Annotated in this window: 25 protein-coding genes; 11 read left to right on the top strand and 14 right to left on the bottom strand. The window is 63.6% G+C overall.

Features of this window, described 5'->3' with window-relative positions:
* Positions 1-42: 42 nt before the first annotated feature.
* The 7 genes from FJ527_RS05175 (at position 43) to FJ527_RS05145 (ending at position 7,493) form a co-directional block, all read left to right on the top strand.
* Complete coding sequence (locus FJ527_RS05175; RefSeq protein ID WP_140822026.1) at positions 43-1,218, top strand: MFS transporter; 1,176 nt, start codon at positions 43-45, stop codon at positions 1,216-1,218.
* 96 nt (positions 1,219-1,314) lie between these two features.
* Positions 1,315-2,475: an MFS transporter gene (locus tag FJ527_RS05170; protein ID WP_140822024.1), complete on the top strand. Its 1,161-nt coding sequence runs from the start codon at positions 1,315-1,317 to the stop codon at positions 2,473-2,475.
* 98 nt (positions 2,476-2,573) lie between these two features.
* Positions 2,574-4,643, top strand: coding sequence for a prolyl oligopeptidase family protein (locus tag FJ527_RS05165; RefSeq protein WP_140822022.1), 2,070 nt, complete (start codon positions 2,574-2,576; stop codon positions 4,641-4,643).
* Between the two features lie 68 nt (positions 4,644-4,711).
* Entirely contained in the window at positions 4,712-4,837 is a 126-nt protein-coding gene (locus tag FJ527_RS05160) for a capsid protein (protein WP_083883030.1), read from the top strand.
* 50 nt (positions 4,838-4,887) lie between these two features.
* The gene (locus FJ527_RS05155; protein WP_140714867.1) at positions 4,888-6,267 is read left to right on the top strand and encodes an aspartate aminotransferase family protein; all 1,380 of its coding nucleotides are present in this window, start codon (positions 4,888-4,890) and stop codon (positions 6,265-6,267) included.
* 134 nt (positions 6,268-6,401) lie between these two features.
* Positions 6,402-6,767 carry a hypothetical protein gene (locus tag FJ527_RS05150; protein WP_015317450.1) on the top strand — a complete coding sequence of 122 codons (366 nt, stop codon included), beginning with the start codon at positions 6,402-6,404 and terminating at the stop codon, positions 6,765-6,767.
* 81 nt (positions 6,768-6,848) lie between these two features.
* Positions 6,849-7,493, top strand: a complete 645-nt coding sequence (locus FJ527_RS05145) for a cytochrome c oxidase assembly factor Coa1 family protein (RefSeq protein WP_015317451.1) — start codon at positions 6,849-6,851, stop codon at positions 7,491-7,493.
* 282 nt (positions 7,494-7,775) lie between these two features.
* On the opposite strand, the gene mmsB is transcribed toward FJ527_RS05145, so the two are convergent.
* Together mmsB and FJ527_RS05135 are read right to left on the bottom strand one after the other, a co-directional pair.
* A complete protein-coding gene (gene mmsB, locus FJ527_RS05140; RefSeq protein WP_015317452.1) occupies positions 7,776-8,660 on the bottom strand; it encodes a 3-hydroxyisobutyrate dehydrogenase in 885 nt (294 codons plus the stop codon).
* A gap of 26 nt (positions 8,661-8,686) precedes the next feature.
* Complete coding sequence (locus tag FJ527_RS05135) at positions 8,687-9,853, bottom strand: isobutyryl-CoA dehydrogenase (protein ID WP_140615970.1); 1,167 nt, start codon at positions 9,851-9,853, stop codon at positions 8,687-8,689.
* Positions 9,854-9,997: 144 nt separating this feature from the next.
* Here FJ527_RS05135 and FJ527_RS05130 point away from each other — a divergent pair, with 144 nt between their 5' ends.
* Positions 9,998-10,612 (top strand): dimethylsulfonioproprionate lyase family protein, encoded by a 615-nt coding sequence (locus FJ527_RS05130; protein ID WP_140661069.1) that lies wholly within the window; start codon positions 9,998-10,000, stop codon positions 10,610-10,612.
* Entirely contained in the window at positions 10,612-12,087 is a 1,476-nt protein-coding gene (locus tag FJ527_RS05125; protein WP_140714872.1) for a cobyric acid synthase, read from the top strand. The genes FJ527_RS05130 and FJ527_RS05125 overlap by 1 nt, the downstream gene beginning before the upstream one ends.
* Before the next feature lie 167 nt (positions 12,088-12,254).
* On the opposite strand, the gene FJ527_RS05120 is transcribed toward FJ527_RS05125, so the two are convergent.
* Together FJ527_RS05120 and FJ527_RS05115 are read right to left on the bottom strand one after the other, a co-directional pair.
* Entirely contained in the window at positions 12,255-12,425 is a 171-nt protein-coding gene (locus FJ527_RS05120; RefSeq protein WP_023769888.1) for a hypothetical protein, read from the bottom strand.
* Positions 12,426-12,476: 51 nt separating this feature from the next.
* Positions 12,477-13,262: a TSUP family transporter gene (locus FJ527_RS05115; protein WP_015317457.1), complete on the bottom strand. Its 786-nt coding sequence runs from the start codon at positions 13,260-13,262 to the stop codon at positions 12,477-12,479.
* Between the two features lie 114 nt (positions 13,263-13,376).
* On the opposite strand from FJ527_RS05115, the gene FJ527_RS05110 reads away from it, so the two are divergent.
* Positions 13,377-13,808: a TerB family tellurite resistance protein gene (locus tag FJ527_RS05110; RefSeq protein ID WP_015317458.1), complete on the top strand. Its 432-nt coding sequence runs from the start codon at positions 13,377-13,379 to the stop codon at positions 13,806-13,808.
* 16 nt (positions 13,809-13,824) lie between these two features.
* Here FJ527_RS05110 and FJ527_RS05105 read toward each other — a convergent pair whose 3' ends face one another.
* From FJ527_RS05105 to FJ527_RS05085, 5 genes are all read right to left on the bottom strand, one after another.
* Positions 13,825-15,447 (bottom strand): dipeptide ABC transporter ATP-binding protein, encoded by a 1,623-nt coding sequence (locus tag FJ527_RS05105; RefSeq protein ID WP_140714874.1) that lies wholly within the window; start codon positions 15,445-15,447, stop codon positions 13,825-13,827.
* Positions 15,444-16,313 (bottom strand): ABC transporter permease, encoded by an 870-nt coding sequence (locus FJ527_RS05100; protein ID WP_140615978.1) that lies wholly within the window; start codon positions 16,311-16,313, stop codon positions 15,444-15,446. The genes FJ527_RS05105 and FJ527_RS05100 overlap by 4 nt, the downstream gene beginning before the upstream one ends.
* On the bottom strand, positions 16,310-17,257 hold the full coding sequence (locus FJ527_RS05095; RefSeq protein ID WP_140822020.1) for an ABC transporter permease: 948 nt from the start codon (positions 17,255-17,257) through the stop codon (positions 16,310-16,312). Before FJ527_RS05095 ends, FJ527_RS05100 begins: the two co-directional genes overlap by 4 nt.
* Positions 17,258-17,291: 34 nt before the next feature.
* Positions 17,292-18,770, bottom strand: a complete 1,479-nt coding sequence (locus FJ527_RS05090) for an ABC transporter substrate-binding protein (protein ID WP_140822018.1) — start codon at positions 18,768-18,770, stop codon at positions 17,292-17,294.
* Between the two features lie 161 nt (positions 18,771-18,931).
* A complete protein-coding gene (locus FJ527_RS05085; RefSeq protein WP_140822016.1) occupies positions 18,932-20,212 on the bottom strand; it encodes an acetylornithine deacetylase/succinyl-diaminopimelate desuccinylase family protein in 1,281 nt (426 codons plus the stop codon).
* Between the two features lie 216 nt (positions 20,213-20,428).
* Here FJ527_RS05085 and FJ527_RS05080 point away from each other — a divergent pair, with 216 nt between their 5' ends.
* Complete coding sequence (locus FJ527_RS05080) at positions 20,429-20,857, top strand: L,D-transpeptidase (RefSeq protein ID WP_140615986.1); 429 nt, start codon at positions 20,429-20,431, stop codon at positions 20,855-20,857.
* 70 nt (positions 20,858-20,927) lie between these two features.
* On the opposite strand, the gene FJ527_RS05075 is transcribed toward FJ527_RS05080, so the two are convergent.
* The 5 genes from FJ527_RS05075 to FJ527_RS05055 all read right to left on the bottom strand — a co-directional run bounded on the left by FJ527_RS05075 (position 20,928) and on the right by FJ527_RS05055 (position 25,946).
* Positions 20,928-21,911, bottom strand: a complete 984-nt coding sequence (locus FJ527_RS05075; RefSeq protein ID WP_181166282.1) for a lipid A biosynthesis lauroyl acyltransferase — start codon at positions 21,909-21,911, stop codon at positions 20,928-20,930.
* A gap of 126 nt (positions 21,912-22,037) precedes the next feature.
* Complete coding sequence (locus FJ527_RS05070; protein ID WP_140615990.1) at positions 22,038-23,066, bottom strand: zinc-binding dehydrogenase; 1,029 nt, start codon at positions 23,064-23,066, stop codon at positions 22,038-22,040.
* A 36-nt stretch (positions 23,067-23,102) separates the two neighbouring features.
* Positions 23,103-24,374, bottom strand: a complete 1,272-nt coding sequence (locus FJ527_RS05065) for a beta-ketoacyl-ACP synthase (RefSeq protein ID WP_140822012.1) — start codon at positions 24,372-24,374, stop codon at positions 23,103-23,105.
* A 44-nt stretch (positions 24,375-24,418) separates the two neighbouring features.
* A complete protein-coding gene (locus tag FJ527_RS05060) occupies positions 24,419-25,609 on the bottom strand; it encodes a beta-ketoacyl-ACP synthase (protein ID WP_140822010.1) in 1,191 nt (396 codons plus the stop codon).
* Between the two features lie 55 nt (positions 25,610-25,664).
* Positions 25,665-25,946, bottom strand: a complete 282-nt coding sequence (locus FJ527_RS05055; RefSeq protein ID WP_010909964.1) for an acyl carrier protein — start codon at positions 25,944-25,946, stop codon at positions 25,665-25,667.
* Positions 25,947-25,952: the final 6 nt, after the last annotated feature.

Raw genomic sequence — 25,952 nt, 5'->3', positions numbered from 1 at the left:
TCGTGCTTGCTGGCCGATGGCCGCATTGACATGGATGACGGCATGGTCGCGACCGGCTCGAGCGAAGGCGAAGCGGGAACGCAATGGGCGGCGCTCGCGGGCGTCACCGCCGCATTAGCCATGTTCGGAGCGGCGCAAGGGTTGAGCTCGCCGCTGTTCACGCTCCTGATGCAGAAGCAAGGCATGTCGCCCGCCCTGATCGGCTTGTCGGCGGCGATGATGCCGGTTGGCCTGATTCTTTCGGCCTCTTTCGTGCCGGCTGCCGTGCGGCTGGTCGGGGCGCGAAACCTGGCGGTTGGCTGCTCGCTGATTGGGGCGATGTGCTTCCTGGCCATCTTCTGTCTGCAAGACTGGGTTGCCTGGTACGTCATCCGATTCATCATCGGCATCGTCATCAACCCGCTCTATGTGCTGGGCGAAGTCTGGGCGCTGTCGCTGGCGCCGCCGTCGCGGCGCGGGCGAGTGATGGGCGTGTTCAACACACTGATGGGCGCCGGCTATGCCGCCGGCCCCTTTACGCTCACTCTGGTCGGTATCGAGGGCTGGGCACCTTTCAGTGTCGGCATTGGCGGGTTTGTGCTTTGCGCCGTCATTTTGCGCCTTGTCTCCTCGAAGCTCGCCGGTTTCGAGGATGACGGCCAGCCTGCCGGCAGCTTTGTCGGTTTTGCCCGGTTGGCGCCGGCGCTGCTGCTGGCGGTGCTGGTCTCGGCCGCCGTCCAGCAAAGCACCTATGCCCTGGTTCCTGTGTTTGGGGCCGGCTATGGCTTGCCGGAGGCGGTGCTCGCCGCGCTGGTGATGTCGCTGTCGCTGGGCAACATCCTTCTGCAGATCCCGCTCGGCCTGCTCGCCGAACGCTTCGGTGGCCGACCGATGATCCTGGCCTGCGCGGTGGCGACGACCGTTTGCGCTGTTCTGCTCCCGCTGCTGATTACCACACAGCTGATCTGGGGCGTGCTTCTGGTGATGGGCGCGGTGGGCTACGGTGTCTATACGATGGCGCTGGTCGAACTCGGCAGCCGCTTCAGAGGTTCGCTGCTGGTCACCGGCAATGCGGCGTTCGCCTTGCTATGGGGTGTCGGCGGTATCGTTGGTCCGCCGGGCGCGGGCCTGCTGATGCAGGCGATCGGGCCGGTGGGTTTGCCAACCGTGATCATTGGCCTCGACGCTTTGCTGGTCGCCTTCGCGCTTTATAGATCGGCCAGCCGCGCAGGCTCCTGACAGGGTTTGGCTGGAGCCGGGCATCCGTCCGGGCCGCGGGGCTTACCGCCGCCGGGCCGAACCGCTAAGTCTGCAACCGCGACAGCGTTATGGATCATGGACCTGGTGGACACGAGAAGCGACGAGACGATGCAATGGGCGGCGATCACCGGTGTGATCGCGACCGTGTCCGTTTTCGCCATCGCGCAGGGCCTGTCCTATCCGCTGCTGAGCTTCATCCTGCAGCGCCAGGGTGTCTCGCCCGCGATGATCGGCCTGTCGGCGGCGATGACGCCGATCGGGTTCATCGTCTCGTCGCCAATTATTCCAGCGCTGGCGAGGCGGTTCGGAGCAGGGCGCACGGCCCTCACTTGCGCGGCGCTTTCAGCTGTCGTGCTGGCGCTGATCGGCTGGACGCAGAACGTCTATCTCTGGTTTCCGCTGCGCTTGCTGATCGGCGCCGTGACCAACCCGCTCTATGTGCTCAGCGAAATCTGGGTAATCGCGCTGGCGCCGCCGGCCCGGCGCGGCCGCATCATGGGCCTCTATTCGACGATCATTTCGGCCGGCTTCGCCTCCGGCCCGCTCTGCCTGCTCGCCGTTGGCACAGAAGGCTGGCCGCCGTTCCTTGTTGGCATTGGCGCCTTCGTGCTCTGCGGCATCTGCCTGGCGTCGGTTCTGCCACGGCTGCCCAGAGTAGACGAGGCCGGGCATCAGGTTTCGGTGATGGGTTTCATGCCGCTCGCCTGGCTGCTCCTGTCGGCGGTGGTCGTGGCCGCCGGCTTCGAGCAGGCGGTGCTGGCGCTGCTGCCCGTCTACGGCACGCATCATGGCATCGCGGAGGCTCGCATGTCGGCGCTGCTGTCGGTCATGATCGCCGGCAACATCGCCATGCAGGTTCCGCTTGGCCTGCTGGCCGAGCGGCTGACGGCCCGTCTCGTGCGCTTCATCTGCGTCCTGCTGACGCTGTTTGGCTGTGTGCTTTTGCCGATGCTGATCGACACGCCGCTGATCTGGCCTTGCGTCTTCGTCTGGGGAGCTGTGTCCTACGGCATCTACACGATGTCCATCATCGAACTTGGCGAGCGCTTCACCGGTTCGGCGCTGGTTGCCGGCAATGCGGCATTCTCCCTGATGTGGGGTGTCGGCGGCATTGTCGTTCCGCCGCTAGCGGGCGGCATAATGGATGTGACCGATGCGAGCGGCCTGCCGCTGACGCTCGGCGCGATCTGCGCCATGCTTGCGTTGGCGACGATTATCCGTCGGCGGGTGCGGTGAAGCAACGCCGCGAGGGCCGCAAAAGACCGTATCGCACCTTGAATGTCAGCGCCGCCAACGCAATGTAGGCGAAGCCGTTCAAAATCCCGGAGACCTGCATGACCGCTTCGACGACCAGAGCCCAGCCCTTTCAGAAGACCGGCGATCCGTTCCTCTGGCTGGAGGACAGGACAAGCAAGGAATCGCTCGACTGGGTGCATCGCCAGAACGAGGTCACGGTGGCGGAATTGCAGGGCGATCCATCCTATCAGGCGTCGTTCCAGACGGCGCTCGACCTGATGACGGCCGAGGACAATATCGCGGTTGGCGCGGCGATCGCCGGTCATGTCTACAATTTCTGGCAGGACAAGACCAATGCGCTCGGCCTGTGGCGCCGCACGACGGTCGCTTCCTACAAGACCGACAAGCCCGACTGGGAGACGATCATCGACTTCGACCAGCTGGCTGGGAAGGAGGGGATAAAATGGGTGTTCGGCGGCGCGGTCAGGCTCTACCCCGATTTCAACCGCTGCCTGGTCTCGATGTCGCCCGATGGCGGTGACGCCAGCGCGATGCGCGAGTTCGACATCGCGGCCAAGTCCTTCGTGGAAGGCGGTTTTCAGGCACCGGCCTCGAAATCGGGCTTCGGCTGGCTGGACGAGGATACGGTCATCGTCTCGGCCGCTTTCGAAGAGGCCGACAAGACAGAGTCCGGATATCCGCGTGTGGTCAAGCTCTGGAAGCGGGGCACCAGGCTGGAAGAGGCGACCCCGATCTTCGCGGGAGAGATCGAGGATCTTGCCGTTGGCGCCGGTGTCGAGTTCGACGGCGAGAAGCGTCACCTGTTTCTGGCGCGGACACTCAACTTCTTCGCATCACACAGTTTCCTGCGCCTGCCTTCGGGCGAGAACCGCCGCATCCCGCTGCCCGACGACGTCACTGACACCTCGCTCTTTAGGGATCAACTGGTGTTCGGGGTGCGCACGCCATGGACAGCACCGGACGGCACCGCATGCCAGCCGGACGGGCTTTACTCCTTCGACTTCGCGCATTGGATCGAAACCGGCGGTTTTGGCGCCATCGAAACCTTGTTGGCGCCGGCGCACCGGGTTTCCATTGCCGGGCTCGCCAGAACGCAGGACCGCCTGTTCATCAGCTTGATGGACAATGTGCGCGGCAAGATTCTCGTCTGCGAGCGCGACCGCGGCGCCTGGTCGCTGAAACCCGTCATGCTGCCTGAAAACGGCACTGTCGGGATCAGCCATGCCGAGCATTTCGGCTCCACCGTCTCCTTTTCCTTCACCGATTTCCTGACGCCAAGCTCGATCATCTGGTCCGATGACAATGGCGAGACGCTCGCGACCGTGAAATCGCAGCCGGCCCGCTTCGATGCCTCGCCGCTGATCTCGGAGCAGTTCGAGGCGCGCTCGAAGGACGGCACGATGATTCCTTATTTCGTCGTCAGGCGGCGCGACCAGAATGGTCCGGTACCGACGCTACTCTACGGCTATGGCGGTTTCGAAGTGCCGCTGTTGCCCGGCTATGCCGGCGTGCGCGGCAGGCTGTGGCTGGAGAAAGGCAATGCCTATGTGCAGGCCTGCATTCGCGGCGGCGGCGAGTTCGGACCGGCCTGGCACCAGGCGGCGCTGAAAGGCAAGCGCCAGAACGGCTTCGACGACTTTTCGGCGGTGGCCGAAGATGTCGTCAGGCGCGGTATTGCCACTGCTCAATCGCTCGGCATCCAGGGAGGCTCCAATGGCGGCCTGCTGACCGGCGCTTCCCTGACGCAGCATCCCGAGCTTTTCGGCGCCGTCATCATCGAGGTGCCGCTGCTCGACATGCTGCGCTACACCGAATTGCCGCCGGGCGCTTCGTGGATGGCCGAATATGGCGATCCGTCAAAGCCGGAAGACGCCAAGTGGCTTTCCGCCTATTCACCCTATCAACATGTCAAGGCCGATGCCGCCTATCCGCCGGTGCTCTTGACGACCTCGACCGCCGACGACCGGGTCCATCCCGGCCATGCGCGCAAGATGGCGGCCCGCCTGCAGGAGGCAGGACACGGCAAGACGCTGTTCTTCGAGGAGACCGAAGGCGGACATGGCGGGCGCGGCGACCGCCGGCCGCAGGCGGCGCAGACGGCGATGAAGTATGTCTTCCTGCAGCGCGCACTGAGCGGAAAAGCCTGACCTCATTCCATGGCACCCCTGAGCAAAGGGTGGTTCACCTCGACCGCCCTTTGCTCTAAGGTACCTTCATGGCTCTCGCTACACTATCAGCTCGCGCATTCCGGGTCGCGGTGACACCGTCGTCACGCACGCTGCGCGCCGAGCTTTTGCGGCTGTGCGCCCGCATCGGCTATTCGCCGCCTGCCGTCCTCTGACGAATTCGCCCCGGCACCGCCGGAATGATTTCAGAGGAAAGACCAGATCAATGACCTACCAGAATTATTCGCTGAAGCAGCTTCAGCAGATCGACGCCGCGCATCACCTGCATCCCTTCACCGATCATAAGGAGCTGCGTGAGGCAGGCGCCCGCGTCATCACCCGCGCCAATGGCCCGTTCATCTACGATTCCGAAGGGACGGAACTGCTGGACGGCATGGCCGGCCTGTGGTGCGTCAATATCGGCTACGGCCGCGACGAGCTGGCCGAGGCCGCCTATGCACAGATGAAGGAACTGCCTTACTACAATTCCTTCTTCAAATGCTCCACGCCGACGCCGGTGCTGTTGTCGAAGAAGCTGGCCGAGATCGCACCACGCAACGTGAACCAGGTGTTTTACGGCTCGTCCGGTTCGGAGGCCAACGACACCGCCTTGCGCCTGGTGCGCCATTACTGGGTGCTTGAGGGCAAGCCGGAGAAGAACCGCGTCATCTCGCGCAAGATGGCCTATCACGGCTCGACCATTGCCGGCACTTCGCTCGGTGGCATGGATGCCATGCACAAGCAGCTCAACGGTGCGGTGCCCAACATCGTCCATGTGATGATGCCCTATGCCTACGAGCTGGCTCTGCCGGGCGAAAGCGACCACGATTTCGGCCTGCGCGCGGCAAAGTCCGTCGAGGACGCCATCCTCGAGGCCGGTGCCGACAAGGTCGCGGCCTTCATCGGCGAGCCGGTGATGGGCGCTGGCGGCGTCAAGATACCGCCGACGAGCTACTGGCCCGAAGTGCAGCGCATCTGCCGCAAATACGATGTGCTTTTGATGCTGGACGAGGTCATTACCGGCTATGGCCGCACAGGTGAGTGGTTCGCGGCGCAGACCTTCGGCATCGAGGCGGACACCATCACCACGGCCAAGGCGCTGACCTCGGGCTATCAGCCTCTTTCGGCGCTGCTGGTTGGCGACCGCATTGCCTCGACGCTGGTCGAGAAGGGCGGCGAGTTCAACCATGGCTACACCTATTCGGGGCACCCGGTGGCTTGCGCCGTGGCCTTGAAGAACCTGGAGATCATCGAGAGGGAAGGGCTGGTCGACCGTGTCAGGAACGACACCGGACCTTATTTCGCTAGCGCGTTGCAGGAGCGTATTGCCGGGCATGATCTGGTCGGCGAGGTGCGCTCGATCGGCCTGATGGGCGCGATCGAGATCGTCAAGGACAAGGCGACGAAGGAGCGCTTCCTGCCGTCGGGGAGTGCCGCGGTGACGGTGCGCGACCACGCGATCGCCAACGGCATGATGCTGCGCGCCACCGGCGACACGATGATCCTGTCGCCGCCGCTGATCTGGACCCGTAATACGATCGACATGGCTTGCGAGCGCATCGGCAAGGCGCTCGACCTGGCACAGGCGGACCTGCGCAAGCGATAGGAGCAAACCTCGATTGGGCGTTTTTGCGAAGAAACGCCCAATCCCGGAAATATGCGCTATGAGCGGGAACGAATTTCGCCTTCGGCGCGTAATGTAAGGGGCGGCCGATCCGGCCGCGACAGGGGATTGCCCACATGAGAAAGACCGGCAAAAGCCGACGCGTGCAAGAGGCGGCCAGCCTTGGCGCGGACCTGATGCTGGCGCCGCTGGTGGTGATGATGCGGCTGCCGCTGATGGCCATGGAGGCGCGAAGCGGCGAGCCCTGGAGCGCGGAGACGGCAATGGCTGTCAGCGAGAAGACCGTCGCCATGGCCGAGGGCGCGCTTGCGGCGCAAATGTCTTTCCTGCAATCGGCGTCACGTTTCTGGCCGGAGGTTCTCTCGGGTCGAACGCCGTCGCTGTTCAACGGCGTCGCGGCCGAACGGTCGATCAGCGCAGCGCTGAAGCCGGCCGGCCGCGCGGTGAGGGCAAATTTTCGCCGCCTTTCCACAAAGGGTTGAGGCGGAAGCCCCGGAACTTTTTTGCGCATCGTCGAAGTCTTGCGCTAGAACCAATCGGCATACACGCCGATGGGGAACAACATGGCCGGACAACCGCTCAACCAACCGGCTGAAATTCCAGCCGAACTCGATCGCTGGAACTGGGGCGCCTTCTTCCTCAACTGGATTTGGGGCATCGGCAACAGCACCTTCATCGCGCTGCTGGCGCTGATCCCCGTCGTCAACCTCATCATGATCTTCGTGCTCGGCGCGCGCGGCAGCCGCTGGGCTTGGCAAAACCGGGCTTGGCGCGACGCCGAGCAGTTCCGCAAGACGCAGCGCAATTGGGCGATTGCCGGCCTTGCCGTATGGGTGGTCAGTATCGGCGGTTGTGCGACGATGGTCGGCAGCATCCCTTTCGTGCTCAAAGGCAGCGACGCCTACCGCATGACCATGGACGCCGTCCGCACCGATGTTCGGGTCAAGGCCGCCATCGGCGACGATTTGGCCGACAATTTCTGGGTCGGCGGTCATCTCAACGTCAATGCAAATGGCGCGGGCGACGCCCAGTTCAGCATTCCCGTCCACGGCGCCAAGGGCAAGGGCACCGTATATTCCCATCTGGTTCGCAATGCCGGCACATGGAGCACGCGCCTGCTCGTGGTCCGCGTCGACGGCGTCGATGCACCGATCGTGCTGACCAATGAAGACCATGTGCCGATCCCGGGTGCGGCGATCGGAATATAGACGGATCGTCGGTAATAAAGGGGCCGGAAATGCAAAAACCGCGCCCCATCGGGAACGCGGCTTTGCCAGATACGCATGGCGTTTCGCTACCAAGACACTTGCGAAACTTACGGGCTCCGGTACGCGAGACCTGATCCGGAGCGCCGGGCGGATGCGATATGTCCGCCTCGCAATCTGTTTTATAGGGACATCGTTACCGCGGAGTTATCGAGAGCTTAAGCAAATCTAAATTTGCGGCCCTTGGTCCGAAGAACCCGAAAAAAACTAAACCAAATCCGCTGCTTACGCCGAGTTGCCGCGCAGAAAATTTATTATGCCGGAGAAATCGGCGCCGCCATGGCCCTGGGCGTTGAAAAGGGCATAGAGCTGCGCCGCTTCTGCGCCAAGCGGTGTCACCGCGCCCGCGCCAAGCGCTGCTTCCTGCGACAATTTCAGGTCTTTCAGCATAAGAGCCGCCGCAAATCCGGGCTTGTAATCCCTGTTGGCGGGCGAAGTGGGAACCGGGCCAGGCACGGGGCAATAGGTGGTCAGCGACCAGCACTGGCCCGACGAGGTCGAGGCGACGTCGAACAGCGCCTGATGCGACAGGCCGAGTTTTTCCGCCAGCACGAACGCCTCGGCGACGCCGATCATCGAAATGCCGAGGATCATGTTGTTGCAGATCTTCGCCGCCTGTCCGGCGCCGTCACCGCCGCAATGGACGATGCGGCCGGCCATCGGCTTCAGGATCGGCTCGGCGGCCGAGAAAGCATCGTCGGCTCCCCCAGCCATGAAGGTCAATGTACCGGCCGTGGCACCACCGGTGCCGCCCGAAACCGGCGCGTCGATGGACAGCAGGCCGTGCTTTGCTGCAATCGTATGCGCCTTGCGCGCCGATTCGACGTCGATCGTCGAGGAATCGATGAACAGCGCGCCGTTCCTGGCCTTGGGAGCAATGTCCCCATAGACCGACAGCACGTGCTTGCCGGCCGGCAGCATGGTGATGACCACGTCGGCATCCTTCACCGCCGCGAGCGCATTGGCCATAACGACGACGCCATGTTCGCGCGCGACCGCGAGGTTTTCCGGCATCAGGTCGAAACCGTGCACGGCATGCCCAGCCTTGACCAGGTTTGCGGCCATCGGATTGCCCATATTGCCGAGGCCGATGAAGGCGATCGTCGTCATAGTCTCTCTCCCGGAGTTTGCTGGCGTCAGCGGCCGATCAGGGCGCGCGCGATGATGACGCGCATGATTTCATTGGTGCCTTCGAGGATCTGGTGCACCCTGAGATCGCGCACCAGCTTCTCGATGCCGTAATCATGCAGGTAGCCGTAGCCGCCGAGCAGTTGCAGCGCGTCGTTGGCGACGTTGAAGCCGGTGTCGGTGACGAAGCGCTTGGCCATTGCCGACCATTTACCGGCGTCCGGCGCCTTGCGGTCGAGTTTGGAGGCCGCCGCATAGAGGAAGATGCGCGCCGCCTGCAACTCTGTCTCCATGTCGGCCAGCCTGAACTGCAGGGCCTGGAACTGGTTGATCTTCGAGCCGAATGCCTTGCGCTCGGCGGTATAGGACAGCGCCTTGTCGAGCGCCGACTGGGCGCCGCCCAGCGAACAGGCGGCGATGTTCAGCCGGCCGCCGTCGAGCCCGGCCATGGCGATGCCGAAGCCGGCGCCTTCGCCCGACAAGAGGTTCTCCGCCGGCACCTTGCAATCCTCGAAGATGACCTGGCGGGTCGATTGCATGTGCCAGCCCATCTTGTGCTCATTGGCGCCGAAGGAGAGGCCGGGCGCATCCTTGGGCACGACGATGGTGGAGATGCCTTTCGGGCCGTCGGCGCCGGTGCGCACCATGACGGCATAGACATCGCTGTCGCCGGCGCCGGAGATGAACTGCTTGGAGCCGTTGAGGATGTAATCGCCGCCGCTTTTCGCCGCGCGCGTCTTCAGCGCCGCCGCATCCGAACCCGAGCCAGGCTCGGTCAGGCAATAGCTCGCCAGCCATTCCATGGAGGTGAGCTTCGGCAGGAAGCGCTGGCGCTGCTCATCATTGCCGAACCGGTCGATCATCGAGGCCACCATGTTGTGGATCGAGATGAAGGAGGAAAAGGCCGGGTCGGCGTGCGACAGCGCCTCGAAGATCAGCACGGCGTCGAGCCGGCCGAGCGCGGAACCGCCGACATCGTCCCTGACATAGATGCCGCCGAGGCCGAGCGGCCCCGTCTCGCGAATCACATCGGCGGGGAAATGTCGCCTGCGGTCCCAGTCGAGCGCATTGGGCGCCACGCGATCGGCGGCGAAGGCCCGCGCCATCTCCTGGATGGCACGCTGTTCCTCATTGAGTTCGAACTGGCTGGTGCTCGCATCGACCGCGGCGTCCATGGCGTGCTCCCTGTAGGCTGGCCAGCTAGCCCGCTGGCCTGTCGTTTTTGGCTTTGCGCGCGCATCAATCTAGACCAATGATGCCGCCGCGCAACCCGACCTATCGCGGAGCGGCTGTGCACCAATGCATGCCCGGAGCAAGATGTGACGACAAAATTCGATGAGCTGCTGGAAAAGTTCCACGCCTATCTCGCTTCCGTCCATGACGCTCTGGTGCGCGACGCCGTGGCACGCACAGGTTGGGACATGCCGGCCCGAAAGTTGGAGCCGCATGCGCTTGGCTGCCTGCGCCATCTTGATCGCGGGGCCGGACTGGCACCGCCGGATGCGAGGCCGCTGGTGCGATTGCTGGCCGAGCAGCGCAACGAACTGCATTGGGGACAGACCTACACCGAGGCTGATTTCGGCAGGGCCTTCATCGACAATTACGGCTGGCTGGAAATCTTCGGCACGCGTGGGCACTTCGTCAACGAAGAGGCTGCCGCCGGGCTGCTGATTCTTGGACCCGGGATCGTCTACCCCGACCATCATCACGTCGCCGAGGAAATCTATATTCCGCTGACCGGCGGTACGGAATGGCGCATGGGCGAAAGCGGTTTTCGCAGGCGGGAGGCCGGCGAGGTCGTCCACCATGCCTCCAACGTCAACCATGCCATGCGAACGGGCAAGGAGCCGCTGCTGGCGCTCTATATCTGGCGCGGCGGGCCGTTGGCGCAAAAATCCACGATCACCGGCACCGCGACGCAGGTCAGAGGCTGATGGCCAGGGCAATCATGCTGCAAGGCACAGGGTCGGATGTCGGCAAGACGGTGCTGGTCGCAGGCCTTTGCCGCGCCGCGAAAAAGCGTGGCCTGAAGGTGCGGCCATTCAAGCCGCAGAACATGTCGAACAACGCCGCCGTCGCCGATATCCCCGGCGACAACAACCATGGTGGCGGCGAGATCGGCCGCGCGCAATGGCTGCAGGCGATCGCCTGCGGCGTGCCGCCATCGGTGCATATGAACCCGGTGCTGCTCAAGCCGCAGACCGATGTCGGCGCGCAGGTCATCGTCCAGGGCAAGGTGTTCGGCGAGGCGCGGGCGCGCGACTACCAGGCGCTGAAGGGCCGGCTGATGGATGCAGTGCTGGAGTCCTGGGGCAAGGTCGGCGAGGGCGCCGACCTCGTCATCGTGGAGGGCGCCGGCTCGCCGGCCGAAATCAACCTCCGCAGCCGCGATATCGCCAATATGGGCTTTGCCACGCGCGCCGATGTGCCGGTGGTGCTGGTCGGCGACATCGATCGCGGTGGCGTCATCGCCTCGGTCGCGGGCACGCATCTGATCCTGCCGCAAGAAGACCGGCGCATGATCGTCGGCTATCTCATCAACAAGTTCCGGGGCGATGTCTCGCTGTTCGATGACGGCATCAAGGCGATCGAGAAGTTCACCGACTGGCGCTGTTTCGGCGTCGTGCCGTGGCTGAAGGCTGCGGCACGGCTACCCTCGGAAGATTCCGTGGTGCTGGAGCGGCTGGCATCCGGCGAGGCGCGCGCGCTCAAGGTGGCGGTGCCGATGCTTGGCCGCATTGCGAATTTCGACGATCTCGACCCGCTCAAGGCCGAACCGCAGGTCGAAGTGGTGTTCGTGCCGCCGGGAAAGAAGCTGCCGCCCGATGCCGGGCTGGTGGTCATTCCCGGCTCCAAGTCGACGATCGGCGATCTCCTGAAGTTTCGCGAGAATGGTTGGGATCGGGATCTTGCGGCGCACCGCAAGCGCGGCGGCCATGTCGTCGGCATCTGCGGCGGGTTCCAGATGCTCGGCCGCATGGTACGCGATCCCGACGGCATCGAAGGCTCCGTCATGGAAGCCGAGGGGCTCGGCCTGCTCGATGTCGAGACGGTGATGGAGCCCGAAAAGACGGTGCGCAATGTCAGCGCGCGCTCGATCCAATTCGACCTGCCGCTCGAAGGCTACGAAATCCATCTCGGCAGCACCACGGGCCCCGACACCAGGCGGCCGTCGGCGATCATCAATGGCGCCGAGGATGGCGCGATCTCGGCAGACGGCAAGGTGATCGGCACTTACATGCATGGCCTGTTCGGCGCCGACGGCTTTCGCGGGAAATTCCTCGAAAGCCTAGGCATCAAGGGCGGTGGCCTCGACTATCGTGCCGAAGTCGAGCGGGCGCTGGACGAAGTCGCGGCCGAGCTGGAGACCCATCTCGACTGCGACGCGATTTTTTCGCTGGCGCGTTGAAGGTCAGGCCTTCTCGCTGGCCTTCGGCCAGTACGTGCCGAACGACCAGACATCTCGATTGGCATTGCCCATCCTTCCGCCAAGCGAATCTAGCAGAGCCCGCATTAGAATCAAAAACGCCCGGCTTGGCCGGGCGCTCTCAGTCCCCGCTTGTCGAGGGAAACTTGTCAGGCGCCGCGCATCAGGCAGCCGGCGGCCAGCACGATGTAGGCGATAAGCACAATCCACACCGATGCGATCGGAATGAACGCAAGGACGCCAAGCGCGGCAAGAATGCCGATGATGGCGATGACAACGGAGATGATGAAAACAATCTGGGTAGGCGCGCTGAGATTCATGTCTGGCTCCTCCAACATGATTCGAACATCAGCATTGTAACAGGCGCGTGATTACAGACCAATCATGACGCGCAACGGGTTGGCCGGATCGGCAAGCAGCTTCACCGCCAGAGCCACGCAGACGATGACCAGCAGCGGCTTGATCAGCTTGGCGCCGATGCGCATGGCCAAGCTCGCGCCGACGCGGGCACCGAGGAACTGGGCGACGCCCATCATCAGGCCAATCTTCCAAGATATGACGCCGACGGCGGCGAAGATGATGAAGCCGCCGATGTTGGAGGCGAAATTGAGCAGTTTGGTGTGCGCCGTTGCCTTGAGCACGCCGTAGCCGGCGAGCGTCACGAAGGCCAGCATGTAGAAGGAACCGGCGCCCGGCCCGAATACGCCATCATAGAAGCCGATGGCCGGCACCACGGTCACGCCGAACAGGAAGGGCGACAGGCGCTCGGCCCGGTCGACATCGTTCATGTTGGGCTTGAGCGCGAAGTAGAGCGCAATGGCAATCAGCACCAGCGGCAGGGCCGCGCGTAACAGGTCGCCGGGCACGATCGTGGCCAGCAGTGCGCCGATGGCGCCGCCAGCGAGGGCAAGCAGCGCCGATGGCAACTGCCGGCGCAGGTCGACATGGCCTTTCGAGGCATAGTGGATCGTCGCCGACCCGGAGCCGAACATGCCTTGCAGCTTGTTGGTTCCAAGCGCCTCGACCGGCGAAAAACCGGCGAGCAGCAGCGCCGGAATGGTGATCAGCCCGCCGCCGCCGGCAATCGAATCGACAAAGCCCGCGGCAAAGGCGGCGAAAGCGAGCATGGCGATGGTCTGGGCGGTGAGGTCGATCATCTGATATGTCGAGATGTCCGTCGGCTGCAGCGCGCGTTCGACCACGGCCACCCCGTTTGCGCAAGGCCGATTCCGCGCTAATTCTGTTGACGAGGAATCGGAAAGGGGCCGTTCATGGCATTCGCATTGCTGGACCAGATACGCTCGATCTTCGACGGCGACCCGGGCGTGCGCAAGGTCGCGGACGATCCCGTCCTGTCGGCGGAACTGCTGATGCTGTTCCGGATGATCCTGGCCGATGGCACGGTGAGCGAGAGCGAGATGATCGCCTTCCGGCGCATCTGCAAGGATGCTTTCGGCATTCCGGAAACCAGCATCGACGCGGTCATCGAATATCTCAACGAATTCGGCTACGAGACCAACGGCTCGCAGGCGATCGCGCTGTTTCGCGACCTCGACGTCGGGCGGCGCAAGCAATTGGCGCAGCACATGGCGGAAATCGCCAAGGCGGATTCGCAACTGGCCGAGACCGAGGTGCGCCTGTTGCGCCGCACGCTCGATTTGCTCGACATCAGCCCGGTCGATGTGGTGAAGCCGGAAGAGTAGCGGGCGGATCGGCAACTCACCCTTGTTCCTGCATCCGTTTCGCGATCGCCCGGCGCAGATCCGGCGCCGCAGCGACAAGCGCCTTGGCCGCCTCTGATTGTGGCTGATCGAGCACTTCGCTCGTCCTGCCGCGCTCGACGATCTTGCCGTCATGCATGACAAGCACCTCATCCGTGATGGCGCGGGCGACGGCCAGGTCGTGAGTGATGAAGAGATAGGCGATGCCGAGTTTCTGGTTGAGTCCGGCGAAGAGGTCCAGGATCTGTGCACGAATCGAAACATCGAGCGCCGAGACCGGCTCGTCGGCGACAACGAGCTTGGGGCGTGTGATGATGGCGCGGGCGATCGACAGGCGCTGGCGCTGGCCGCCGGAAAATTCGTGCGGATATTTGTCCATGTCGCGTTGGTCGAGGCCAACCTCGTGCAGCGCATGCGCCACCATCTCGCGGCGCTCGGCGCGCGTCGGTTTTTTCTCCAGGACATGCAGGGGTTCGGCGACCAGTTTTTCGACCTTCTGGCGCGGATCGAAGGAGCCGTAGGGGTCCTGGAAGACAACCTGCATATCGCGCCTGGCCGGCTTCAGCTCGGCCTCGCTCCTGCCGGTGATGGGTTCGCCGCGAAAGCGGATCACGCCCGAACTCGGCCGGTCCAACGCCAGGACCATGCGGGCAAGGGTCGACTTGCCGCAGCCGGAGCGGCCGACCAGCGCCACCGACTGGCCCGGCGCCATCGACAGGGAGACATCGTCGACCGCACGTATGTCGGGCGCGCGCCTGAACAGCGCGATGCGGCGGCCGGGGTAGTCGCGGCTGACGCCCTCAACCTGCAGCAAGGGTTGGTCCATCCCGACACGATGAGGCTTGGCGCGCGCCGGAACATGCATCGAGGCCTGCGCCAGCTGGCGCGTATAGGGATGGAACTGTTCGGAGAGCGTGCGCGCCGTGTCGCCGGCGTCCATCACCTCGCCATGGCGCAGGATGGTGATGCGGTCGGCCATCTCTGTTACGACAGCGAGATCATGCGAGACCAGCAGCAGACCCATGCGGTTCTCCTCCACGAGATCGCGCAGGAGGTCGAGGATCTGTGCCTGCAGCACCACGTCGAGCGCCGTCGTCGGCTCGTCGGCGATCAGCAGCTTCGGCTTCAGCGCGCAGGCGATGGCGATGACGACGCGCTGGCGCTGGCCGCCCGACAATTCGTGCGGATAGCGCGACAGCGGGAATTTCGCTTCGGGCAGGCCGACGCGGTCGAGCATTTTTCGCGCCCGCTCCTCGGCGTCGGCACGGCTTGCCCTGGTGTGCCAGCGTATGCCTTCGGCGACTTGTTCGCCGATCGTCTTGACCGGATTGAGCGCCGTCATCGGCTCCTGGAAAACCATGCCGATGTCGTCGCCGCGCAAGGCACACATCTGGTCCTCGGTCGCGCCGAGAATATCGATGCCGTCGAATGTAATGCGCCCGGTGGCGCGTGCGGCATGGGGCAGGAGCCGCATCACCGTCAGCGCGGTCATCGATTTGCCGGAGCCGGATTCGCCGACCAGCCCCATCACTTCGCCGGGCGCGACGGAGAGCTCCATGTCTTTCAGGATCTGTGTGTCGCCGATGACCAGCGACAGATTATCGACTTCGAGCAGGCTCATCGCTGCCGCCGCGATTTCGGGTCGAGAATGTCGGCGATGCCGTCGCCCAGAAGATTCAGGCCGAGCACGGTGACGACGATCGCCATGCCGGGGAAGATCGCCATCCACGGCGCCACCACCATGCGCGTCTGGGCGTCGAACAGCATGCGGCCCCAGCTCGGCATCGGCGGCTGAGCGCCGAGGCCGAGATAGGAAAGCCCGGCTTCGGCCAGGATGCCCAGCGCGAACTGGATTGTGCCTTGCACTAGGAGCAGCGTGGCGATGTTGGGCAGCACGTGTTCGATCGATATCTGCGTGCTGCTCTTGCCGGCGGCGCGCGCGGCGAGGATGAATTCGCGCGGCCAGACGGCCAGCGCGCCGGCGCGGGCGACGCGGGCGAACACCGGAATGTTGAAGATACCGATGGCTATGATCGCGTTGACGGCGCCCGGCCCGAAGATGGCTGTTATCATGATGGCCGACAGCAGCGCGGGGAACGCGAAGACGAGGTCGTTGATGCGCATCAGCGCCTCGTCGGCGAGGCCGCCGCGCGCGGCGGCGAAGGCGCCAAGCGGCACGCCGACACCCATGCCGATCCCGACGGCGACCAGCGCCACGGCGATCGAGTTGCGGGCGCCAACCATGATCATCGACAGGATATCGCGGCCGAAATGGTCGGTGCCGAACCAGTGCGCCAGCGAGGGACCTTGCGTCTTGTCCGCTATGACGAGCCTCGTTACATCGAAGGGTGTCCAGACATAGGAGACGACAGCCATCGCCAGGATCAGCACGGTGATGACGAAACCGGTAACGAAAGCGGTGTTCCCAAACGCCTTGGCCAGGATGCCGCGGAACGTCTCGTCGGGGATGTCGATGCGCAGCGTCATTGCCGGGTCCTCAGGCGGGGATCGACCACCGCATAGGAAAGGTCGACGACGAGGTTGACGGCAATGACGGCGGCGACCAGCAGCATGACGACGCTCTCGACGACGATCAGGTCGCGCTGGGTGATCGCCTGGAACACCAGCCGGCCGAGTCCGGGCAAATAGAAGACATTTTCGATGATGATGGTGCCGGCGAGCAGGAAGGCGAACTGCAGGCCAAGGATGGTCAGCACCGGGATCATGGCGTTGCGTAGCGCGTGCCGCCACAGCACGGCTCGATAGGGCAGGCCCTTGGCGCGGGCGGTGCGGATGTAATCCTCGTTGAGCACCTCGATCAGCGCCGAGCGGGTGACGCGCGCCAGGATCGCCGCTTGCGGCAAGGCAAGCGCCACCGCCGGCAACAGCAGCGATTTCAGTGCCGGCCAGGCGCCGGCGCCCCAACCAGGAAAACCACCGGCCGGGACCAGACGCAGCCAGACGGCGAAGATATAGATCAGCATCAGCGCGAACCAGAAATTGGGCACGGCAACGCCAAGCTGCGCGACGCCCATTGAAATCGTATCGCCAGCCCGTCCGCGCCGGCTGGCGGAAAACAGGCCGACCGGAATGGCGATCAAGGTGGAGAGCGCGAGCGCGATCAGTGCCAGCGGGAGCGAGACGGCCAGCCGTTCACGCACGAGATCGATGACCGGGACCGAGTAGGTATAGGAGCGGCCGAAATCGAGGGTGAGCAAGCCGCCGGCCCAGTGCAGATAGCGCAGTACGATCGGCGCGTTGAGGCCCATCTGGTTGCGCAAGAGTTCCACTTGGTCGGCACTGGCGTTCATGCCCAGCATCAGCCGCGCCGGATCGCCGGGGAGGATCTCCAGCACGGCGAACACCACCATCGAGGCAAGCACCAGCGTGGCTAAAGCGACGGCGAGGCGCTTGAGGAGGTAGGCGCTCATGGAAGGCGAGGGAGTGGCGCGCGCACCACGAACCTCACTCGCTCCACTTCACCTTGGTCAGGTCATTGGCCTGGATCGGCGCATTTTCCCACAGGCCTTGCAGCTTGGCGTCCCAGACACCGACCTTGGGCAATTCGTAGAGGAAGCCGACCACGGCGTCGTCGGCCAGGATCTTCTGCGCCTCGCCAAGCAGTTCCTTGCGCTTGGCCTCGTCGGAGGTGAGGTTGAGGTCGGCGATCACCTTGTCGAAGGTCGGATTGTCGTAGTTGAAGTAATAGTCCTTGCGCGCATAGATATCGATGTCGTTGGGCTCGGTGTGGGAGACGATGGTCAGGTCGTAATCCTTCTTGGTGAACACCTGGTCCAGCCACTGCGCCCATTCGACCGGGATGATCTCCAGGTTGATCCCGACATCGCGAAGTTGCGAGGCGATGATCTCGCCACCGAGCCGTGCATAGCTGGGCGGCGGCAGTTTCAGCGTTGCCTTGAAGCCGTTCTCCAGCCCGGCCTCCTTCAGCAGTTCCTTGGCCTTGTCGACATTGTGTGGATAGAGGCCGGTGAGGTCGACATAGTCCTTGTTCGCCGGCGACATATGCGAGCCGATCGGCAGGCCAAGGCCGGCTGAGGCGCCGTCGATGATCGCCTTGCGGTCGAGCGCGTAGGAGATCGCCTGCCTGACCTGCAGCTTGTCGAAAGGTGGCTTCTTGTTGTTGATCGAGAGGATGGTCTCGCCTTCGGTCGAACCGATCACCACCTTGAAACGCGGATCGTCCTTGACCTGTGCGAGGCTGTCGGGATCGAAGAAGGGGAAGGCCTGGATGTCGCCGGACAAAAGGGCCGGCACATAGGCCGCGGCATCGGGCACGATGCGGAACTCGACCTTGGCGAGGAAAACCGGAGCGCCCCAGTAATGGTCAGATTTGACCAGCGTGATCGATGATCCCTTGGCCCAGTTCTGGAACTTGAACGGGCCGGTGCCAACCGGGTTTTCCTTGTTGGTGTCGGCGGATTTCGGCGACACCATCACCGCGTCGCCCCAGCCCATATTGTAAAGGAAGGATCCTTGCGGGTTTTTCAGCGTGACGTTCACCGTCGCCGGATCGATGACATCGACCTTGTCGATGGCCGCGAACAGGCCCTTCTGCGCGTTGACCGAATTGTCGGCGCGGGCACGGTCGAGCGAGAATTTCACGTCATTGGCGGTGAAATCGGCGCCGTCGTGGAATTTGACGCCGGTGTGCAGCCTGAAGGTATAGACCTTGCCGTCATCGGAAATGGTCCAGCTTTCCGCCAGATCCGGCAGCACTTCGCCATTGGGTCCGATCCGGGTCAGGCCCTCGAAGACATTGGCGTAGAGCACTTCCTTGATCGCCGCAGCGGCACCAGCGGTTGGGTCGAGATGCGGCGGTTCGAGCGGAATGCCGATGACCAGGTCGGTTCGGGCCGCAAAGGCGGAGGTTCCAGCGGCCAATGCGAGAACCGCGGCGGCCAGAATGGTTTTCCACAATCTCATCGTGCAACTCCCCATGCGTTCAGGACACGTGCTCAAGCCGGGCGATAGAAGCGTGATTTCGCGTGGGAGTAAATTGCGTTTCGTGCTGCCAGGCGGGATGGCGGGGAATGTTTTTGCCGTGCCAGCCCTGTCGGCGGGCCGAAGCTTATCGCGATGCAGGGTTATCCCGTGGCCGTGCCGCGCAGCAGCACGTTCAGCCCGATCGCCATCACCTTGGCCGATTCCACCATGTCCGATATGCCAACCCACTCGTCCGGCCGATGGGCGAGGTCGAGAATGCCCGGGCCATAGGCGATGCAGTCGTAGATATGCCCGATGCGGGCGATGTGCTTCTGGTCGTAGGTGCCGGGCGAAATGACGTAGTCGGGCTGGCGGTCGAAGATCGCATGAATGCCTTGCGCCACCGCCTTGACGACGGGCGCGTCGCGCTCGGTCATCAGCGGCAGTACTTCCATCAGATCGCGGATCTCGTAGTCGAATTTTTTGCGCTCGCGCTTCAGCCGGTCGAGAATGCCGGTCACTTCGGCTTTGACGGTTGCCAGATCCTCCTCGAGAAGGAAGCGGCGGTCGATGGTCAGACGGCAGGAATCGGGCACGTTGGGGGAGGGCAGGCCGGGGCGGAAATCCTCGGTCTGGCCGCCATGAACGGAATTGATGTTCATGGTCGAGCGCCTGGCGCCTTCCGGCACCACCGGCATGCGCGTGATCTTGCGGTCGAGTGCCGGGAACAGTTCGTCCTCGAATGCCTGCAGCACCGCACCCATATGGCGCACCGCATTGTCGCCGAGAAACGGCATCGAGCCGTGCGCGATCTCGCCCTTGGTCTCGATTTCCGCCCACCAGACGCCGCGATGACCGAGGCAGATGCGGTCCTTGTTGAGAGGCTCGGGAATGATGACGTGATCGACCCTGGGCTTCGAGAAATAGCCGAGGCCGGCCAGGTGGGCGACGCCGCCGAAGCCGCCGGATTCCTCATCGACCGTTCCCGAGATCTCGATGGCGCCCGGAAAGTCCGGGAAGACTTCCAAAAAGGCTTCGACAGCGATGATGGAGGCGGCGAGGCCGCCCTTCATGTCGCAGGCGCCGCGTCCATAGACCTTGCCATCCCTGACGATGCCGGCGAACGGATCGACGGTCCAGCCGTCGCCGGCTTCGACAACGTCGATATGCGAATTGAAATGGACGCAGGCACCAGGTGACCGTCCATCAAACCGCGCAACGACGTTGATGCGCGGATAGCGATCGGTGTCGCCGGGCGTGCCGTCGGCGCGGATGAACTCGGTCTCGAAGCCGCTCTTCCTTAGCCGCTCACCGATATAGTGGGCGCATGGTCCGTAGGCTTCGCCGGGTGGATTTATGGTCGGAAAGCGGATCAGGTCGGCGGTCAGCGCCACCAACTCGTCGCGCCTGATGTCGATTGCCTTGAGGAGTCGCCCGTTCATGCCGCGAGTTGAGCAGCGATCCCAGTGGTTTTGCAAGCCCGTCGATCAAACCCGTGCAACGTGTCGTTGTGGCAACTATCGCGGGAAATCGTTCAAATTCACTGCTTTGGATTGGCGAATTGGTCAAAGACTGTGTGTTATCTGTTCACCGCCATTAAAAAGGTGAAAAACAACGTGATGGCGAGCAGGCAAGGGCAATCAAAGGGGTTTGATCGCATGAAAATGTCATTTCTCAAGGCAGCAGTATTGGTCATCGCGCTGTTTGGCGCATCGGCCGCAAGTCAGGCCGCCACATTGGTGGCGAACATTGACGTGTCGTCGCAGACAATGACGGTTCGTTATGGCGATTCTGTCTATCGGTGGGCTGTCTCGACCGCCCGTCCGGGCTATTTCACGCCGCGCGGCACCTACCGGCCGCAGCGCACGGCGCGGATGTGGTATTCGCGCAAGTACGACATGTCGCCGATGCCGTACTCGGTGTTCTTCCGTGGCGGCTATGCCATCCATGGAACGGGCGCCGTCAGGCAGCTCGGCCGTCCGGCTTCGCATGGCTGCGTAAGGCTGCATACGGCCAATGCCGCGGCCTTCTATTCGATGGTCCGCGAAGTGGGCTTCGGCAATACGCGCATTGTCGTCACCAATTAGGCAATTGGCGATTTGTTGATACTGGCTTTGCTTGCTGGCGGAGGAACGCACGTTCCCGCCAGCGGCTTGCTCAGGTGTTTGAGACGGGAGCCGGCTTGGTGCGGTTTTTTCGCCGCCACTTGCTGATCTCCCACCTTTTGTGGAACCACATCCATTGGCCTGGATCCTCTCGGACCCAGCGCTCGACGACGTCATTCAGCATCTGGGTGGTGGCGTGGACATCGACGCTGCCGTCGGCGGTGCGCGGCAGGACCAGCTTGTCCTCGATCTCGAGCCGGAAGCGGTTGCCCGGCAATCTGATACAACGCGCCGGATAGACGTCGCAGTCATAGTGGCGGGCAAGGGTGCCGAGCACGCGGTTGCTCTGGCAGGGACGGCCGAAGAAGGTCGTGTCCAGGCCGTTGGAGAATTTCTGGTCGACGAGAACGCCGATATTGCCGCCATTCTCCAACACCCCCGCCAGCGCGAACGAGGCACCGGCCATCGAAGGCAGCAAGCCTCCCATGGTCGATCGCCTTGTCGAAAGGATGTAGTCGGCGAGGTAGGGGTTGTTGGGCGGCCGAAACAGCGCGGTGATGTTCATGCCGAAGGTCGCGGCCGCCACCGGCAGCAGCTCGAAATTGCCGAGATGGCCGGTGAAGACGATGTGCGGCTGCTTCTCGGCCGCGATCTCCACGAAATGCTCTGTTCCCTTGACCTCGATACGGCCGGACTTTCCGGCCGCTGGATCATAGTCGAACAGGGCATCGAGGAAGATGTATTCAGCGGCAAGGCGGGCCATGTTGCCCCACATGTCGGAGGCGATGGCCCGGATTTCGTCCTCGCTCTTTTCCGGATAGGCCTTGCGCAGATTGTCGAGGGCGACCTGGTGGCGCCCGACCTTTGGACCGATGAGGCGTGCGGTGCGGTCGGCAAAATTCAGCGCGCTGTCGACCGGCAGCAGGCGCAGCAGCGACATGATGACCATCGCGAGACGCGCAACAAACCAGTAATTCACCTGGCGCAATTGTCTGCCATAGCGAAATTTCAGATCGCGGCGAAGCTTCTTGAGCACGGAAATCGGGGCTCTAGAGCATGATGCCGAAAAGTGTGAAAGGGTTTTCGGATGACATCATGCTCTATTCCTTGATTTACAGGGGGATTCAGATTTCAGGTCGATTCGACCTGAAATCATCCGACTCTAGGCGACGCGCAGGACGATCTTGCCGAAGACGTCGCGGCCTTCCATGCGCTTCAGCGCGGCATCGATATCGTCGAAGCCGACCTCGGTGTCGATCACCGGAGCGACCTGTCCAGCGGCCATCTTCTGCATGGCGTTGGCCATGTTCTCCATGCGGCAACCGAAGGATCCGAGCAGTTTCAACTGCTGCTGGAAGAGCTGCATCAGGTTGATCTGCGTCGACACGCCGGAGGTCGAACCGCAGGTCACCAGGCGACCGCCGCGCTTCAGGCACAGCATCGAGCCGGCAAAGGTGTCGGTGCCGACATGCTCGAACACCACGTCGACGCCTTTCTTCTTCGTCAGCTTGCGCACGACGCCCTCGAAACGATCGTCGCGGTAGTTGATGACATGGTCGGCGCCGAGCGCCTTGGCCTTGTCGATCTTGTCGTTGGAGCCGACCGTGGTGATGATCGTGCAGCCCATCCGCTTGGCCAACTGGATAGCCGCCGAGCCGATGCCGGATCCGCCGGCATGGACGAGGATCGTCTCACCGGGCTGCAGCCTGGCATTGTCGAACAGCATGTGCTCGACGGTGCCGAAGGTAACGGGCGCCACGGCGGCCCCGATGTCGGTCACACCGGGCGGGGCGGGGACCAGCAGGCGCGCCGGCAGGTTGATCTTCTCCTGCGCGAAACCGTCGAGATGGAAGCCGTGAACGCCCGAAACATGCTCGCACAGATTGTCGCGGCCTTCGCGGCAGGCACGACAGAGGCCGCAGGTGCGTGCGCCGTAGATCGATACCAATTGTCCGGGCAGCAGGCTGGAAACGCCGGGACCGACCGCCTCTACCTCGCCGGAGGCCTCGGCGCCCACGACCAGCGGCAGCTTGCGCTTGGCGAAGGCCATGCCGCGCCAACCCCAGACGTCGATGTGGTTCAGCGCCACCGCCTTGATGCGCAGCGTCACTTCGCCAAGCGCGGGAGGCGGCGGGGGTGGCAGGTCCACCGTTTCAAGGCGGCGGTCCTCGATAAGTTGCAGTGCGCGCATGGAGCCTGTCGGTTCTGTTAAGCGGAAAGGGCTCGCTTAGACCGGTTCCCGCGCCATGACAAGGCAAGTGTTCTGGCCGCCAAAGCCGAAGGAGTTCGACAGAACGGAGCGAACCTGCGCATCGCGCTTCTTGTTCGGCACGACGTCGAGCACGATCGCCGGGTCAGGATTGTCATAGTTGATGGTCGGAGGAATGACGCTTTCGCGCATCGTCATCAACGAAAACGCCGCTTCGACAGCGCCCGCCGCCGACAGCGTGTGGCCGATCATCGACTTGTTGGACGAGATTGGCATCGAGCCGATGCGCTCGCCAAACACCGTCGACAGCGACAGGTGCTCCATCTTGTCGTTTTCCGGCGTCGAGGTGCCGTGTGCGTTGACATAGTCTATCTCGTCTTCGCCGAGACCCGCATCCGCAAGTGCGGCCCGGACAGCGGCAATCGCCGGCGATCCATCCGGCTTGGAGCGCGTGCGATGGAAATCGTCGGCCTTTTCGCCACAGCCGCTGAGGATGCCGAGAACGGCGGCCCCACGGGCAAGCGCCGCCTCCAGCGATTCCAGCACCAGAGCGCCGGATCCCTCGGCCAACACGAAGCCGTCACGGTCCTTGGAAAACGGCTTGGAAGCCTTTTCCGGATTGTCGTTGTGGGTGGAGAGAGCCGACAGCAGCGAGAAGCGGATCAGCGCCTCGGCGGTCGCCGAGCCGTCGGCGCCGATCGACAGCGCCCGGTCGCATTCGCCACGGCGGATCGCCTCGACGCCGAGCTGGATGGCGGTGGCGCCGGAGGCGCAAGCCGTCGAGAGCGTGATCGGCAGGCCACGCGTGCCGAACCGGTTGGCTAGCCGGTCGGCGATCGAGCCGAACTGGGTGGTTTCGAAGAGATCGAGTTCCTTCAGGCCGCGCGCCACGCGCAGCAGCCTTTCGGCGCCGGAATCCTGCTTGTCGGAATTGTAGAGCGAAAAGCGATCGTGCCAGTCGAGTTCGACCGGCGGCGAGGCGAGGAAGAGAGGGCCTCCGAAATCGCCGGAATTCAGGCCGGCTTCGCCAACAGCCTCCTGAGCCGCGGTTTCCGCCAGTTCATAGGTGAGAAGGCTTGCCCCCCTGGAACTCGACGGCAGAAAATCGACCATGCCGGAGATACGTGTGTTGAGGTGATCGACCGGAAAGCGGGTGATCGGGTGGATGCCCGACTTGCCCGAGGTCAGCGCGCCCCAATTGTCTGATTTGCCGACGCCGAGCGAGGTCACCACCCCGATACCGGTAACGGCAACGACGGGCCTGCCCATGTGATCTCTGAAATTGGCCATCCGGGAGCCCTCTTATCTCTGCAGTGCGTTCGCCAGACGCCGCCTCAAGCGGCGTTGACCAGCGCCACGCCCTCGAATTGGTGATAGCCGATCGCCGTTGCAAGGACGCTCGCGGGAATGCCTTCAAACGGCTTTTCGGCAGTGGCGTCAAAGACAGGGTAGGCGGCCTTGCGGTCGACCGCCAGTGCCGCCAGCGCCACGGCGAAGGGAAACTGCGCTTCCTTCATGTGCCCGGTCAACGTTGCAAAACCGCGCGCCGATATCGCCGGATTGGCGTCGAGCGCCGCCTTTTCGGCTGATGTTGCCGCATGCGCGCCTGATGCTCCCGACATGGCGAGCAGCTTGCCGTTCAGCGGCAGCGCCTGTTTGAGCAGGAGAGCGATCTCGGCGTCGAGTTCTCCGCGCGCGCGCCTGGCGCGGCCGGAGACGACGGGGCCGAGTTCAGCGTAGATCTTGCGTCCGCGGCTTGCCGCGTGTTCGCGCTGCTCAAGCACCAGGAAGGCACCGCCGGAACCTGAGACCACGCCGCCGCCCTCGGCGCCCTGCCTTTGCCAGACGGGCTTCCACGGGCCGCGATGCAGGTAACCGGCCAGCTCGTAGCCGAGCAGCATGTCGGAATGTTCCGTCTGGAAGGCGCCGCCGACCAGGATGTGCGTCGACTGGCCGGAGCGAATGCGCGCGGCTGCCGTCTCGACGGCGGCGACGCCAGCGCCTTCCTCGCCCATGAAGGTCCTGGACGAGCCGGTCACCTTGTGGACGATGGAGATGTTGCCGGCGAGCAGATTGGAAAGCTGCGCCAGGAAAAGCGTCGGTCGCAATTCGGTGGTCAGCTTCTCGTTGAGCAGCACGTCGCGGTCGTTGCGGTTTTCCGAAGCGGCTAGAATGTCGGCGTCGACCGCTTCGTCGCGCTCGCCGCCGCCGGCCGCCACAACCATGTCCATGGTGGTGCAGAGTTCGTCATTGCCCTTGATGCCGGCGTCGTCGAGCGCGAGGCCCGCGGCATAGGTGCCGAGCCTCTGCCATGTCTCCATCTGCCGCTGATCGCCGCGCTTGGCGATCTGCAGGTTCCAGTCGATCTCGGGCAGCGGATGAACCGTGTAGGGCGCGAAGCGCCCGGCCTCGAGCACCGGCTCCCGGCCCGGTTGCGCCAGCTTTTGCCAATGGGCGTCGGGACCTTCCCCCAGCGAGGAAACAAGGCCGATACCTGTGATGACGACGTGGTGGGGGCTGCTCATGAGCGGCTTTGTGGGTCAGGTGACGGAGCGCGTCAAGTCACGCGCCCTGATGACCTCAGGCGGTCTTGGCGGCAACCAGCGCGTCGATCTTGGCGCACAGGTTCTTCATGACGAAGTAATCGTCGGTCGAAGCCTTGCCGTCATTGACTTCCTGGGTCCACTTTTCCAGCGGCACCTTGATGCCGAATTCCTTGTCGATGGCGAACACGATGTCCAGGAAGTCGAGGCTGTCGATGCCGAGATCGTCAATGGTGTGGCTCTCGGGCGTGATGGTGTCGATATCGATCTCGCTGGTGTCGGCAATGATCTTGGCGACTTTGTCGAACGTTGTAGACAAGGGGCT

It is taken from the genome of Mesorhizobium sp. B2-4-18, from assembly GCF_006441385.1.
GTDB classification, from domain to species: Bacteria; Pseudomonadota; Alphaproteobacteria; order Rhizobiales; family Rhizobiaceae; genus Mesorhizobium; species Mesorhizobium australicum.
The sequence above is the reverse complement of the archived record's forward strand: the minus strand, read 5'-3'. Positions and strand labels throughout refer to the sequence as shown.